This window comes from Mucilaginibacter yixingensis, assembly GCF_041080815.1.
GTDB lineage: Bacteria > Bacteroidota > Bacteroidia > Sphingobacteriales > Sphingobacteriaceae > Mucilaginibacter > Mucilaginibacter yixingensis.
On the sequence record NZ_CP160205.1, the window covers coordinates 502,657 to 517,331 of the forward strand.

Below are 14,675 nucleotides of genomic sequence, written 5' to 3' on the forward strand. Positions count from 1 at the left end.
GGTAATTTTTGGACCTTTTTGACCAAATTACTTACCTCAAGAATAAATAGACCGCTTAGGTTTGTGCTGTACAACGGCAGACCAGGACGGCTGCATCATTAGCCAATTATAAAGCATAACCAACCATCGGCAATTCATCGGCATTGGCCGTGTTGCGATTAGTATTCTTGAAAGTATAAACCATAAAACCAATGAGTAATTGTAAGCAATTTATTAAGTGTGGCAAGTGGCTGTTTGCTGTTTGTTTTGGGCTGATAATTGGCCTGGCACAAACGGCCATAGCCAAAAGCAAAATTGTGGTGGCCCAGGATGGCAGCGGCGATTATAAAACCGTACAAGAAGCCCTTAACGCAGTACCCGACAACTCCGCCACCGAAACCCAGATATTGGTTAAACCCGGCATTTACAAAGAACGCGTAGTATTAGAGGCCAATAAAAACAACGTAACCATGATTGGCGAAGATGCTCTACATACCGTTATTACCTATGATAATTATGCCTTGCGGCTAGACTCTGCCGGTAAACAGTTAGGCACATCGCGCACGGCCAGTTTTTATGTTTATGGCAACAACTTCACCGCCAAGAACATCACTTTTGAAAACTCTGCCGGGCCGAAAGGGCAGGCACTGGCTATTTATGTTAAGGGGGATAAAGCCGGCTTTTATAACTGCCGTTTCCTGGGTTTTCAGGATACCATTTATACCCACGGACTGGGTAGCCGCCAGTACTACAAGAACTGCTATATAGACGGTGCGGTCGATTTTATTTTCGGTGCAGCTACCGCGCTGTTTGAAGATTGCCACATCTTTTGTAAAAAAGGCGGCCTGTACATAACGGCTGCATCAACCCTGGACACTACCCGCTACGGCTACGTTTTTATGCACTGCAAAATTGATGGCGATGCGCAAGAAAATACCTATGCGCTGGGCAGGCCCTGGCGCCCTAATGCCAAAGTGGCTTACCTGTACTGCAATTTAGGCAACGTGATTAGCGGCGATGGCTGGGACAACTGGCGTAATGCTGAAAACGAGAAAACAGCCTACTATGCCGAGTACAAAAATACGGGTCCGGGTTACAAGCCCGCAGAGCGCGTAAAATGGTCGCACCAACTAACAGACGACGAAGCCAAACAATATAAAAAAGACCTTATTCTTGGTGACTGGAAACCTAACTTTTAAACCCTTATGAAGCATTTTATAGCCCTTTTAGCTGCCTGTACCATAGCCGTTGGCAGCTTTGCCCAAAGCAAAAAAGTTACCGTAGCTGCTGATGGCAGCGGCGATGTGAAAACCGTTCAGGCAGCATTAGATCTGGTACCCATGAACAATAAAGCACCGTTTAATATCTACATTAAAAATGGCACCTATCATGAGAAACTGCGCCTGGACAGCGGTAAAAATTTTGTGCACATGGTGGGGCAATCTAAAGAAGGCGTGATACTGACGTATGAGGATCATCCCGGAATGACCAATGCCCAGGGCAGACCTGTTAATACCCAAAACTCAGAAAGCTTTTTAATTGCCGGGGATGACTTCACGGCCGAGAAGATCACTTTCCGTAACGATGCCGGTTTTTCTGCCGGGCAGGCCGTAGCTGTTCAGAGCCGCGGCGACCGGATGGTTTTCAGCGATTGCCAGTTTATAGGTAACCAGGATATCCTTTTCCTGAATAGCGAGCGCAGCAGGCAATATTTTACCCATTGCTACATTGAAGGTACTACCGATTTTATTTTTGGCGCAGCCACGGCATGGTTTGAGCAATGCCATATCGAGAGTAAAAAGAACTCGCACGTTACTGCGGCATCAACACCGCAGAGCCATCCTTTTGGCTATGTGTTTAACGAGTGTAAGCTGACTGCAAAAGACACTTCATTGCATAGGGTGTCATTGGGTCGCCCATGGCGCCCTTATGCCTGCGTGGCTTATCTGCATTGCGAAATTGGTGCCCACATTATGCCCGAAGGCTTTGCCAACTGGAACAATACCGAAAGCTATAAAACAGCACGATACAGCGAGTACAAAGATTACGGTCCGGGCGCTAATCCCGAAGGCCGCGTAAAATGGGCGCACCAATTAACCGATGAGGAAGCCAAGACTTACACTGTAAAAAATGTATTGGCAGGAAAAGATAACTGGAACCCGCTTAAGCAAATTAAATAACCCCTAATAATGAAGATGAATAAATACACCCGTGCTGCATTTTTGCTGGGCCTTTGCCTGGCCGCCGGTAAAATGCAGGCGCAAACGCCCGCACATACGATAGACTATTACATAGCGCACGCGCCTTTCAAGATGCCTGCCATCACCGCACCAACGTTTGCCGGTAAGGTGTTTAATATTAAAGACTACGGCGCCGTTGGCGATGGGCAGACGCTCAATACATCAGCTTTTGAAAAAGCCATCAGCGCTTGTAATGCGGCTGGCGGCGGCACGGTGCTCATCCCCTCAGGTTTGTGGCTTACCGGACCAATCGAGCTGAAAAGCAATGTGAATCTGCATGCCGAACGTGGCGCGCTCATCACCTTCAGCACAGACCATTCGATCTACCCCATCGTTGAGGGCAAAACCAAAACACTGCTGAGTGGCAACAAACTGGAAAACGTAGCCGTGACCGGCGATGGTGTATTTGACGGCGGCGGCGATACCTGGCGACCGCTCAAAAAAACAAAAGCATCGCCCTCGCTTTGGGCTGACATGCAGAAGCATGGCCATGTGGTAAGTAAAGACGGTAGCATGCTTTGGCCTACCCAGGAAGCTATGGACGGCGAAGCCTACCTGAAAACACTGAAAGGCAAAGCCAACCTGACCCCGCAGGACTATCTGCCCGCCCGCGATTTCCTGCGCCCAACTATGGTATCTATCACTAATAGTAAAAACGTATTGTTTGACGGACCGACGTTCAAGAACTCACCGCAATTTGCGCTGAACCCTAAGAACTGTACCGATATGATTATTCGCAATGTGACCATCTTTAACGAATACTGGGCACAGAATGGCGACGCGATAGATCTATCGAGTTGTAAAAATGCCATAGTGTTTAACTGTACCGTACACGCCGGCGATGATGGCATCTGCATGAAATCAAGCGGAACGCCTAAAGACGGCGAAGCTGCACTGAAAAATATCATCATTGCCGATTGTGTGGTGTACCACGCTCACGGTGGCTTTGTGGTAGGCAGCAATACCGACGGCGGCATGCAAAATGTTTATGTAACCAACTGTAATTATGTTAATACTGATGTAGGCATCCGTATTAAAAGTTCAAGAGGCAGAGGCGGATTGGTGCACGATATTTATATCGATAACATCTACATGCACAACATCTTGAACGAGGCTGTGCTCTTTAGTACTTATTACGAAGATGACGGCCCTGGTGGCGATAGCGGCAAAACTTTTGAGGTGAACGCCAAGACCCCGCGTTTTCAGGATTTTCATATCAGCAACGTGTACTGTAGCGGCGCCCACAACGCTATCTCTATTGTTGGCCTGCCAGAAATGCCGGTAAGCAAGCTGTATTTTGAAAACATGATTATCTCGGCAGATAAGCCGGTTGATATGTCGCAGGCCGCAGATATCAGTCTTAAGAATGTGAAAGTTTTATCTCCCGAAAAAACATTGTTCAGCCTGAATAATACTTCAAACCTCAAGATAGATCACATGGAGTTTGGCGATAACATCCACACATTTATCAGTCTGAAAGGAGAGAAGAGCAGTGGTATAAGCGTGGCCAATACCCGAATGGAAGGGATAAGCGCACCGGTTGAAGCCGGCGACGGCGCCAAGAAAGATGGTGTGGTGATTAAATAGAGGATTTTATCTGAAAGTAATGAAAAAGCGAGTGACTCTTTGGAGATTAATAACAGTCGGCTGTTTAAGTTTAAACATCAGTCAGGCGCAAACACCCAAGCCCAGAATTGTGATAGATCGGCAGCGTGCCATGCAAATGAACCACGAATACACAAGTGAAGGTGCGCCTGCAAAGGTTGATAAAAAGCCCGCTCCCGTAATTGTATTTGCCTTTGATAAAAAAGACGCTATTTATAAAACTGGGGAAAACGTTCACTTTTTGATCTCCATAAAAAACGCAGATAGTACGGCTTTTAACGGAAAATGCCAGTTTCGATTAACCGATGAAGATTCAAAAACTATTAAGGAGGGTGATTTATCCGTTGTTGCCGGTAAAACTGAATATCTGACGACAACTACCACGCCCGGTTTCATCAGACTATACATCACCGCTGAGCAGAATGGTTATAGCGATACCAATTATGCTACCGCGGCATTTGATCCCGAAAAGATCAATGCGAGCCAAACCTTTCCGTCAGACTTTATGGCATTTTGGAAGAAGGAGAAGGCGGGCCTTGATGCTATCCCAATGAATTTGAATCGCGTTGAGTTTGACGGACCAGATCCCAATTTTAAATATGAGTACATCGATTTTCAGAATGTCGAAGGCAAGCGGTTCTATTTCGTGATGACCCAGCCCAAAAAGCCCGGAAAATATATTGTGAGTATGCGCATTCCGGGGGCTGGTGTTTATAAAAGGCATGTGCATATCAGTACGGCGCCTAATACCATATCCATCGAATTGAGCGTGCATGATTTCCCGATCAATCAGCCGATAGAGAGCTATGAAAAAGTTATCCCGAATTATTTCAGAATGATCAATGGGCGTAAGCAACGCTATGAAATGTTTGATATCCAGGACCGCGAGAAATACTACTACAGATCGGTTATCCTTGGCCTGTGGCGCACCCTTGACATTGCCTGCGCAGAACCCAATGCAGATGTCAATAAACTGATGGTCGCCGGTGGCAGCCAGGGCGGGGGCCTGACGCTGGCTATTGCAGGCCTTGACCAGCGCATCAAATACATCGAAGTACAATGCCCTGTATTGTGCGATCATACCGCCGCCATCCGCCAGCCCGGCAGAGAAGCCGGATGGCCAAGGGTATTAGACGCAGTAGAAAAGCCTGAATATTTGCAGGATGCCATCAAGGTATCAGCGTACTATGATAACTGTAACTTCGCCCGGTTTATAAAAGCACCGGTTTTTCTGGCACAAGGCTTTAACGACAAAACCGTACCACCAAGTGGCACTTACGCCATGTTTAAACTTATTACCTCGCCCAAAGAAATGTATGTAGAGCCGTTCTCTGCTCATGGTTTTACCCCCGGAGCAGTTAAACAAATTGCCATCCGTTCGGCCGAGTTCAGAAAGAAATATTTTGTTGAAACCAACAAACGTGACTCCTGGCGCGAGGGCGGAGATGGTGAGAAATAGGACTTTGATTCATAAAAAAAGCCGCTTAAAGATGTTTAAGCGGCTTTTTTATAAGGAGCTGTTAGTTGATATTATTTGCCGATACAGAAAGCAATGTGGTACTGATTATCAGTAAGTTATGAGGTTTTAGTTACAAAATAGTAACAAAAAATAAGATAAGCATTATTTTGTTGATAATCAATATGTTAATAAGTTTTTTCTAGCATGTTTGCTGCTGGAAAATAAACAATGCTGATCTTCAGTTAGTTAATGGTGTCAAAGTTACAGATCAGTAACAGTTTTTTCATTACGAATCATACTCGCTTATTTTTCGGACGAGGGCAATACCCTGTTATATCTAATGATAAAGAAACCTGAAAAGTTCTAATCTTCCTGTTGTTGATTCTTTATTATTCTTTCTCCTGGTCTTCCATGTAATTTTATTTCTGTTGTTACTGGTGTTCGAGAAGTTCGTTCTATATTTTTCTTCTGTATATCCGTGTAACTGTACGTTTATATATCCGTGTACTTGTACATTTATTTATCCGTGCAACTGTACACGATTGTTGCTTTTAAAGTTGCTGTGTTTGTTCGTGCTATTATACTTGAACTTGTATGTGCAACTGCGCGTTGTTGCGACGGAATAGCTAATAATGAATGTATGCATGAATTGCATGTTTATTTAATGGTATTGCTGCACGGATTAGTTATCCATATAAACATCTAAAGTTAAATAATAAGTCACCTCAGGAAAGATTAGCACAGGCGTTAGAAGAACTGAAGGCACTGCAGGATATACAGGCAAGGTAGCCATTCACACTGATGACATCAGTAACGATAAAGTCAGACTGCGTCTCGTTAAAAACGGGTTTCTTGAGGAGGTTACCAAAGGCTGGTATATACCAATGGCCAATGCCGCACGTGTCAGCGGTCAGCCGGAATACCTGTAGCTGGACTCAATATCAAATAATGTTGGTTTTCTTTCCTGCAAATTAAACCAGTCAGCAGGGTTCTTAAAAGTATTTATCTCCAGGTTTAATTTCAGTAACTTATTGACAGTCAGTATTTAAATTATTATATTGAACCAGAATTGGCGAACCGGCGCTTTAGCCTGACCGCCGGTTCTTACACCTAAACTGCAACTTATGGGCCTTATCACTGCAAAGCGGCAACCCCGCGTTCTGGTTCTGAATCTGATCGTGCTGGCGGCACTGTCCTTCGGCTTTTACCGGCTGAAAAGAATGGATCTCACCGATAGATCGGTCGGCCTCTTTTGGGGGCTGGATCTGATCCTCCTTTCCCTCGGCATGACCATCTTACTATTTTACCTGGTCACGGTCATTTTCGGCTTTACCACCTTTAAAAAAGGCGTCCTTAATTTTCTGATCGGGGACAGCGGCACCTATAGCCTTTCGCGGCTCCAGGCCGTCGCCTGGGCGGTGCTCATCATGTCCTGCCAGATCGCGCTTATTATCTGTCTTTGCTGCAATAAGGACCTTACCTTTAAAATGTACGAACCGCTCTTCTCCGAATCGGAGATCTGGCTGCTCGGACTGAGCCTGGGCAGTACGATCGCGGTCAAATCCATTACCGTCAAAAACGGAGATGTCAACCCGAATGTGCCGGCCACCGGTGTCGTCAGACCCAGCCTCAAGGATATTTTGAACGGGGAAAACGGACTGGACTTTACCCGTTGCCAGATGCTGATCTGGACGCTGCTGGCCATGGTCGTGTTTCTGAGCAAAGCCTTCTATTTCAACCAGGCCGTCTTTGTGCACCACAAGGATGGCATCGACGATCTCCTCAACCACTTTTACAACGAATACAACGGACAGGTGCGACCCCATGCCGAGCTCCCTTATGTACCTTACCTGCCCTGGTCCTTTGTGGTCCTGATGGGCATGAGCCAGGGCGTCTATGTCGGTAAGAAGCTCGTTCCTTCTTTCAAACTCGCCGATGTCCGGACGGACAAACAACAGCAACTGGTCTTCCAGAAAGATCAGCTCGAAAAGAAAAGGACCATCCTGACCGGTATCATGAAGGTGACCCAGCCCGGAAAAGATTCCGTAGTGGATCAGCGCTCCGTGGCCGCCATTAACCAAGATATCAACGACACCCAGTCACTCATCGACGACCTGACCGGGGACATTAATCAGATCAACGCTTACATCAGTTAAGGATATGGAAAAAAAATCGATGATGGTCGGACTGGGAAAGTTCTATGCCGACTTTCCGACGGGATTATCCGCCCTGCCTTTTGTGTATAATAATGTCCTGTCGCTGGCCACCGATCTGACCGCCAGACAATGGGTCTGCAGCACGCCGCTGTTCGATCCGACCGCAGGTGCGGAGAACATCAAGTTGAAGTTCCTCGAGATGGTGAAAGCCTGTACGACACCGGATGCCCGCATGCTGTTCTATTTTACCGGGCATGCCTCCAAGTATTATCCCGATCCGAACAGCGTCCCGCTCACCTATGCCGTGACTTATTATAACGGACTCACCCGCGGTAGTTTTCCGCCGATCGGCAACTTTATCAGCGCCGCCGATTACCATCAGCTGGTAGAAGCCTTTCATGAAAAGGTGCCTCAGGGCCACCTCATTACCATATTTGACTGCTGCTATGCTTACGGACTCATTGATGAGTTCCTGGAAGCTACAGCCTATCATACCGTTATCGCAGCCTCCGCGCGGAATGCCCCCGCGCTTTATGATGATAACAGTGTCTTCTATAAGGAACTGAAAAAAGTGATCGGCCTGCCCTTCAACCAGATGCAGCAGGCGATCAACAACAGTTTTAGCGCCCAGGGCATTCCCGAAACCTGCGTCGTCAAGCCCGCGACGGATTATCCTCAGGAAACATTTTAATCCAGATTATATGAAAACAAAACCTTACCTCATCCTCCTCCTGGTCCTTTCTTCAATGACCAGACTCTATGCCCAGCAGGGCCAGACCGAATTTGAAAGCAGCCGGGTCTATGCCGACCTGGAAAACACCCCGTCCAAACAGCTGATCAGCGCGCTAAGAAAAGATGACGCCAGCGCCTTTAAGCAGTTACAACAGATCTTCCAGAACGACGGCGACCTGACCGGGGCCAATCCCTCAGAGAAACTGGGTGACATGAAAGCTGGCCTGGCACAGGCGCTGAAAGATGTCAATGACGGAAAAAACGTGGCCGTCATCCTGGTGTACCGGACCTTAACCGACAATGCCGCCAATTTTGACATCGACTTCAGTTCTTTGAACGTAAAGGTCTTCCATAAGGCGCACCGCACCGATACGCTTTACAGCAATTACCTGCTGGCCACTAAGACGGTCTATTTCGTATTGGTTGATGGTTCAAATGACTTTTTTGCGAACAGTGAGTCGGCCAATGTGGATAAAAAATTAACGACCAGTACGGTAAAGGTAAATTACAAAACCAGTTACCTCAAACAAAGCTTCAATGACCTGGTCAAAGTCTGGGGATCAATGGGCGCAGCACCGGTTCCAAAGCTGGGCGTGACCATGATCAAAGTTAATGCTTCCCGTATAAAAGATCCCTGCGATATCGTCCTGAGCAATAAATCATTTAAAGCGGATCAGACCTTTACAGTGCATGAGATGAACTACGGCAGTTTCCAGGTGGGCGTGACCAACAGCAAGCTGAATGTGCAGGATGTCTCCATCTCCGGCGGCAACCTGACCGTTAAACCGAGTGCGGATCAGGCCAAAGACTGGAAAAGCAATGCCTATGCGATCCTGGAACTGCATCCGGGCCGCGACATCGATAACTTCCGGCCACTGTGGAAGTCCCTGTTCTCCAAACAGGACGGACAAACAGAACGTGACGCCGGCCAGTGGCTCGTGGAGAACATCTTTGGCCGTATGGGCGTCTATGGCGGTGCCAAGATCTCCAGCGATCCTTTATCGAATTTGTATGCCGGCTGTAATTTCGCGGTAACCAAAGAGTTTGGCTTTAACTTCGGCTGGAGCTGGGTCAACCAGTATGCCAACCAGGTCACCAGTATCGGATCGATCACATCGGTAGATGATGCCCTTAAATATGCGCATCGTCAGTATGCCAAAGGCGCTTTCTCCATCGGTATCAGTTTTTCACCCGCAGCGTTTTCAACCGCATTGGGTCTGAAAAGCAAATCTGCTGATTCCGGAAACTAAACGCTATTTGTAAATCGAGCAAAGGGGCCGTCAATCTTTGACGGCCTTCTTTTTTTGTGGGGCAGCCGGACGTTTTTTAGGGCGCGGTTCTTGCTTCTTTTCCTTCCGGTCCGGCCAGATGCGGTCCGCCACCGGCTCCAGTATTTTCTTTTTGAGCTTGTCGCCAAACAGTGCCACTAAGCTGAGGATCAGCCAGCCCAGGACCTTTCCCGGACCCCAGTCTTTGGTCGTTTCACCGATGACATTATTCAGCCAGGGATTAAGCAGCCGCAGCCGTAGGACCATCGCCGGATGCTCATTATCCGTGAGCTGATTCAGGTCAGCCGCATTGAAACGGTAGACCTCTCGGTTCCCCTCGTCGAGCAGGTCCGCTGGTTTTGCAGCTGGATAAGTCTGAGTAACTAATCCGTGCGGACTGTAAAGTGCAAGTTCCGAACCTGCAGACAGCTTATAGTTGAAATCGACCAGCCGCCTCGGATCGATGACCAGCGTATCGTGCTGCAGCACATCCGTATTACCCAGCTCTTCAAACAGCAAACCGATGGGCAATACCTGGAACCGGTGCCAGCCGTCACGGCGGAAGGTCCTGCTGACCTGCCGTTTAAAACGATAGTGCTGATCCGAAGTGTCGCCTAAGGTCCAGCCTCGTGTGCCCATACGCTGAAAATAAACCATTCGCCAGTTCGGTACCATCCGCGACGCATTCGCGCGGGCAAAACGCAGCTGTGCGCTATCCGGCTGCCTGCCTTGTGTCAGCATCTTAAGAAAACGCTGATAGGTAAAGGAATCCAGCTTGCTCTTGACAAAGCTGATCTGTTCGCTGATCTTGAAGCTCGTGTTTTCCAGATCCACACGACCATGATAATCCCCCGCAAACTGACCGTTGACCTGTTCGCCCGGAAGAAGTTTCACATTGGGGACACGATGACTGCTGATAATATAATAGGCGGCTGCGGAAAGGAGCAGCGCCAGAGCAATGCGGACAAGGTTGAGTAAACGCATGGGATAAGATTTGCAGACAAGATACGAAAATCATGTGCAGAATTCTTAGCCAGACAGCTTAGCATCAGGCTCAAGCAAAGTCGTTAACGGAAAAGTTGAGAACTGACCTTTTCCGTTAAAATGCATATCCCAGCAACAGTCCCTTGTAGATCTCCAGCATATGGCGCATGGCGGTCTGCTCGGTGGGGCTGATGGTCCGGGTCTGACGGCTCCTGCCGGTATGGTAGGTAATGGTGAGTTGCTGCGCATTGATCAACCGGAGCAGTAAAGCGATGTTGTCGGCGTCTATCAGATCTTCGCTCTGGGCCCAGTTCCCTGTGTTGTCGCTTTCAGTGCCGAACGTAGGCGCATAGGTTTTCTTTTGACCATCCATTTGAAAAATAACTTTACGAAGTTGCTGAAAATCCGGGTTGACATAACGGACGAACAGGCGCAAATGATAGCCGATCAAATCGGAGCTGACCGTCGCATAAACCGCATGCTTAGCCGGTGTTAGAATGGTTGAGGAATCCAGGAGCGTGAACTCATCGGAAAACAGGGTGTCCTGCTGACAGGTATGACGCAGGCTCCGGAAGAATAGTGCACGGTCGGTGGCCACGCCCGCTAGCTGCTTTAAGACCGCCCGGTTATCAGGGATGGCTTGTTTATTGATGTAGCCGCCGGATAGTTTGCCCAGCAAAAATACACTGTCAGCAGCGAACGCATCGGTAGCCGCGGCCTGTTTACTGGTCACCGGTGGTGACAGGACCAGCCAAAGACAGCTGACCAGTACGATAACGACAGCGGTGCAATCCAGTTGAGCCAGCTTTTGTTGCGCTTGTCCGGTTCTTTGGGGATCACCCTGGCCACCGGTCCGTCGCCGGAAACAGCAGCAGGTGCCAGCGGTACGACCGGTGTCCCGTAAGTACTCCCGCAGTAAGCGCAGCGATAATTGTCGCTGGTTCCGGATTGAAGTTCCGCACTACAATTTTGGCATTGTTGGATTTGGGTAGTTGACATAGCGTTTAATCAGGTTGGTCGTAGCCCAGCAGCAGGCCTTTATACAGTTGTAACTGGCGTTGCAAGGCGGCCTGTTGATTTGGCATAATGTCAGCAATGATTGTGCCGAGTTCGCCGATATATTTGATCTGCGCTTTTTTAGCTGCCGCTATGTTAACCAGTGCCTTAATTTGTTCGCTGGCTGTGCCCTGATCGCTGGTCTCCCAGGTTTGGTGGTGGCCGCGATGATGTTCAAAATGCACCGGGTATTCGTAAGTTTTACCGTCGAAAAGAAAGGTAGCATCATTTAGCAGCAGCCACTTTTCGGCAGCATATTGCAGCGTGAACCACGCCGATGTTTCGGCGGAACCTTTAGTCAGGTAGACATAGCAGGCGTTCACCTTTTCGCTTTTCGGCGAGGTTTTGTCATGAAGATAAATTTCGACCGGACTCTTTTCCTTGCGCGCATTGCGGTAGAGTTTGCGGAAACCCGCGATATCGATCTTAACCGGATTGAGGGCCTGCAGGATCTCGCGGTCGTGCAGGGAAACTTCGACGCGGGCAGTGGCCAGACCATCGATCACCTGAGGTATGGTATCCCGGTTGTAGGCCGCGGTGCGGATCGAATCCTGAACGAGTGCAGCTTCACCTTCCTGACGGCTGGTACTGATCTTAGCGATGACCATGCCGATCAGTATCAGGAAGCCAATGACGGCTACGATCCAATCGGCGTTATTGTCTTTGTCCAGAGAAGACGGCGTCTCGGAGGCGATGTTTGGCCCGGATGCCGGGGTTTGCAGGGCCTGCGGGGCATATACTGTTCCGCAATAAGTGCACCGGAGCGCTCCTGCAGGATCAGCTTGCAAGTCTGCGCCGCAGTTCTGGCAATGGGCGGGTGTGTTGGCCATACGAGGTTAGGTGTTGGTTTTCAGGAAGAGGAAAGTATTTTGATGACTGGCTGCTTGTTTAGCGATGCGCCCGCGTTGAACACGGAAACGCTGATAATAAGCCTCGGTGATTTTAGGGTAAAATACACTGATCATGAGCAACGGAAAAATAACGACGAAGATCAGACCCCGGATAAACCAGAACATTTCGGCAGGTTCGCTAAAGAGCGGATTATTCATCGCATGCGTATCAAACGGATGCCCGATAAATGCGCCTAGCGCAGCGCGTAAGACAAGGATACCGAACCACAGGCCAAGGCCAATGAGGGCGTATTTCTTCAACACGTTCAAACGGGCCGGCGCTGCAATCTGGAGGTTCTGGGGCCTCGTCCCGCTGATCTCACCGGTAACACCGTTCATGAAGATCAAAAAAGAATGACCCTGGTATTCGTAAAGGGTGAACCAGCCGGGATAGTAAAACAGACCGGTAGCTTGCAGGTTTGTGGGTTGCAGACGGATGCCGCTCGTGTCTGCACGGCTGATCGGGATGATCTGTTTAAGATCGGTCCTGATGGCAAAAGGTGTGATACTTTCACCATCATAATCACTGTCGCCGCCATAGATGGGTTTGGGAAAGGGACGCTTCTGCTCATCGCCGGTATAAAAAGGATAATAAACCTGTTCTACCAGGTCGATACTGGCATTGGGCAACGCATCTACAGGCGTTTGATCGCCCGTGGTTAAATATTCGATGACTGCCTGACGGAAATCATCGAGCGTTTTTTGAAAAGGGATGCAGCCAGCTTCGAGACCCTGTGCAGTCGCTTGCTGTTGTTGGCCGGCATGCTGGAAAATACTGCCACAATAACCACATTGATAAGCATTGGCAGCATAGTCGAAAGACAGCGTCGCACCACAATTAGTACAATTGATTTCCATATTAGCTGAGCTGCTGATAAGTTTGAATGGCAGTTTGGGCGAGGTCGTGATAATAAACCGGCTGGCCGAGCTCAGAAAGCACATAGGATTCCGGGTAAGCCTGAAGCGATACGCTTTCTTTGATGGCTGCTGCTACTTGACCAAGCCTGAGGTGACAATTGATCAGGGCATAATGGGCTTTAGCGGCGGTCCGGCCAAATTCTCTCCCGGCATGACCGTCGTATATGGTGGCTTCGGGATATCGCCTGATCAATTCCTCAAACAAGTTAACTGCAGCCGGAAAGTTATTCAACTGAAACTGGCAAAGACCAGCATTATAAAGCGCATCATCGGCCAGTTCATGGTCTGGATAGTCGTCGGCGATCTGTTGAAACACCGCAAAGGCCTCTATGAGTACCTGAGCCTGTAGTAAGGTGACGGCTGTGGTAAAAAGTTCGTACGGTAAGGTTTCCATCAGGGTTTAGAGCTGACTTAACAATTGTGATTTTTTCTGATCGAACTCTGCCTGGGTAATAATCTGGAGATCCAGCAGCCCCTTGAGTTCTTTTAGTTTTTCGACAGAGGATGCCGCCGGAGCCGGTGACTGGACAGCGGAAGCCAAGGTTTGTTGTACGATCTGTGGCATCATCAGTCCCATGCCGAGTCCGACGCCGCTACCCACCGTCTGCCCGGCTGCTCCGTTAGGATTAGCAGCGGCATCCTGGATAGACATTGCCATTTTGTACTTCATAAATTCGTCCAAATTACCTAATGCCGACATGCCGGAACGCTGGTCGATCATTTGCTGAACTTCTTCAGGCACGGAGATAGCAGCGATGTTCAGCTCATCCAGAGCCAGGCCGAGGTGCTGAAAGTCGGGAGCTAAGGCGGCTTTGGCGTTTTCACTTATACTGTCATACGCGGCGGGCAATTCCATAACGGATTGTGCCTGACGGGCGATCACCCCGGCTAATTTACCGGTGATGAGGGTGCGGAGGTAATCAGCGATAGTGGCATCCTGGTACAGGCCCATCGTGCCCACCACCTGATTTACAAAAACGTGGGAATCGACGATTTTGATCGCATAATTACCATAGGCTCGCAGGCGGACCATCTTGAGATCTTTATCAGCAAATAGGATGGGTTCCTGTGTCCCCCATTTGAGGTTCAGAAACAGTTTTTTGTTAACAAAATAAACTTCAGCGCGGAACGGTGAATCCGGTCCATAGGCAAAGCTGGTCACCCATTTGGTGATCACCGGGAAGTTACGGGTTTCCAGCATATAGCGGCCCGGACCAAAGACGTCTACGACCTCACCGTCGCGGAAGAAAATCGCTTCCTGACTGTCGCGGACCGTTAATTGTGCACCCCATTTGATTTCAGTGGGCCCGTCGTCAGGTACCCGCTTGACCATAATGGTACCAGTATTGTCTAAAAACTCAAGGACTTCGGTTAATTGCGGCATAAGA

Annotated in this window: 13 protein-coding genes; 7 read left to right on the forward strand and 6 right to left on the reverse strand. The window is 48.8% G+C overall.

Going from position 1 to position 14,675, the window contains the following annotated elements:
* The first annotated feature begins 191 nt into the window (after positions 1-191).
* From ABZR88_RS02185 to ABZR88_RS02215, 7 genes are all read left to right on the forward strand, one after another.
* Positions 192-1,178: a pectinesterase family protein gene (locus ABZR88_RS02185; RefSeq protein WP_107829030.1), complete on the forward strand. Its 987-nt coding sequence runs from the start codon at positions 192-194 to the stop codon at positions 1,176-1,178.
* Between the two features lie 6 nt (positions 1,179-1,184).
* The gene (locus tag ABZR88_RS02190; RefSeq protein ID WP_107829029.1) at positions 1,185-2,159 is read left to right on the forward strand and encodes a pectinesterase family protein; all 975 of its coding nucleotides are present in this window, start codon (positions 1,185-1,187) and stop codon (positions 2,157-2,159) included.
* A gap of 9 nt (positions 2,160-2,168) precedes the next feature.
* The gene (locus ABZR88_RS02195; RefSeq protein ID WP_107829028.1) at positions 2,169-3,806 is read left to right on the forward strand and encodes a glycoside hydrolase family 28 protein; all 1,638 of its coding nucleotides are present in this window, start codon (positions 2,169-2,171) and stop codon (positions 3,804-3,806) included.
* Positions 3,807-3,825: 19 nt separating this feature from the next.
* Positions 3,826-5,283 carry an acetylxylan esterase gene (locus ABZR88_RS02200; RefSeq protein ID WP_107829027.1) on the forward strand — a complete coding sequence of 486 codons (1,458 nt, stop codon included), beginning with the start codon at positions 3,826-3,828 and terminating at the stop codon, positions 5,281-5,283.
* A gap of 1,124 nt (positions 5,284-6,407) precedes the next feature.
* Entirely contained in the window at positions 6,408-7,439 is a 1,032-nt protein-coding gene (locus tag ABZR88_RS02205) for a hypothetical protein (RefSeq protein WP_107829026.1), read from the forward strand.
* A gap of 4 nt (positions 7,440-7,443) precedes the next feature.
* The gene (locus ABZR88_RS02210; RefSeq protein WP_107829025.1) at positions 7,444-8,130 is read left to right on the forward strand and encodes a hypothetical protein; all 687 of its coding nucleotides are present in this window, start codon (positions 7,444-7,446) and stop codon (positions 8,128-8,130) included.
* A gap of 10 nt (positions 8,131-8,140) precedes the next feature.
* Complete coding sequence (locus ABZR88_RS02215; protein ID WP_107829024.1) at positions 8,141-9,421, forward strand: hypothetical protein; 1,281 nt, start codon at positions 8,141-8,143, stop codon at positions 9,419-9,421.
* Between the two features lie 30 nt (positions 9,422-9,451).
* Here the strand turns inward: ABZR88_RS02215 and ABZR88_RS02220 are convergent, their stop codons facing one another.
* The 6 genes from ABZR88_RS02220 to ABZR88_RS02245 form a co-directional block, all read right to left on the reverse strand.
* Positions 9,452-10,423: a DUF2462 domain-containing protein gene (locus tag ABZR88_RS02220; protein ID WP_107829023.1), complete on the reverse strand. Its 972-nt coding sequence runs from the start codon at positions 10,421-10,423 to the stop codon at positions 9,452-9,454.
* Between the two features lie 115 nt (positions 10,424-10,538).
* Entirely contained in the window at positions 10,539-11,156 is a 618-nt protein-coding gene (locus tag ABZR88_RS02225) for a hypothetical protein (RefSeq protein ID WP_107829022.1), read from the reverse strand.
* Positions 11,157-11,427: 271 nt separating this feature from the next.
* Positions 11,428-12,309 (reverse strand): hypothetical protein, encoded by an 882-nt coding sequence (locus ABZR88_RS02230; protein ID WP_107829021.1) that lies wholly within the window; start codon positions 12,307-12,309, stop codon positions 11,428-11,430.
* 6 nt (positions 12,310-12,315) lie between these two features.
* Entirely contained in the window at positions 12,316-13,227 is a 912-nt protein-coding gene (locus ABZR88_RS02235; RefSeq protein WP_107829020.1) for a hypothetical protein, read from the reverse strand.
* A 1-nt stretch (position 13,228) separates the two neighbouring features.
* Positions 13,229-13,681 carry a tol-pal system YbgF family protein gene (locus ABZR88_RS02240; protein ID WP_107829019.1) on the reverse strand — a complete coding sequence of 151 codons (453 nt, stop codon included), beginning with the start codon at positions 13,679-13,681 and terminating at the stop codon, positions 13,229-13,231.
* Between the two features lie 6 nt (positions 13,682-13,687).
* Positions 13,688-14,671: an SPFH domain-containing protein gene (locus tag ABZR88_RS02245; RefSeq protein ID WP_107829018.1), complete on the reverse strand. Its 984-nt coding sequence runs from the start codon at positions 14,669-14,671 to the stop codon at positions 13,688-13,690.
* Positions 14,672-14,675 lie beyond the last annotated feature (4 nt).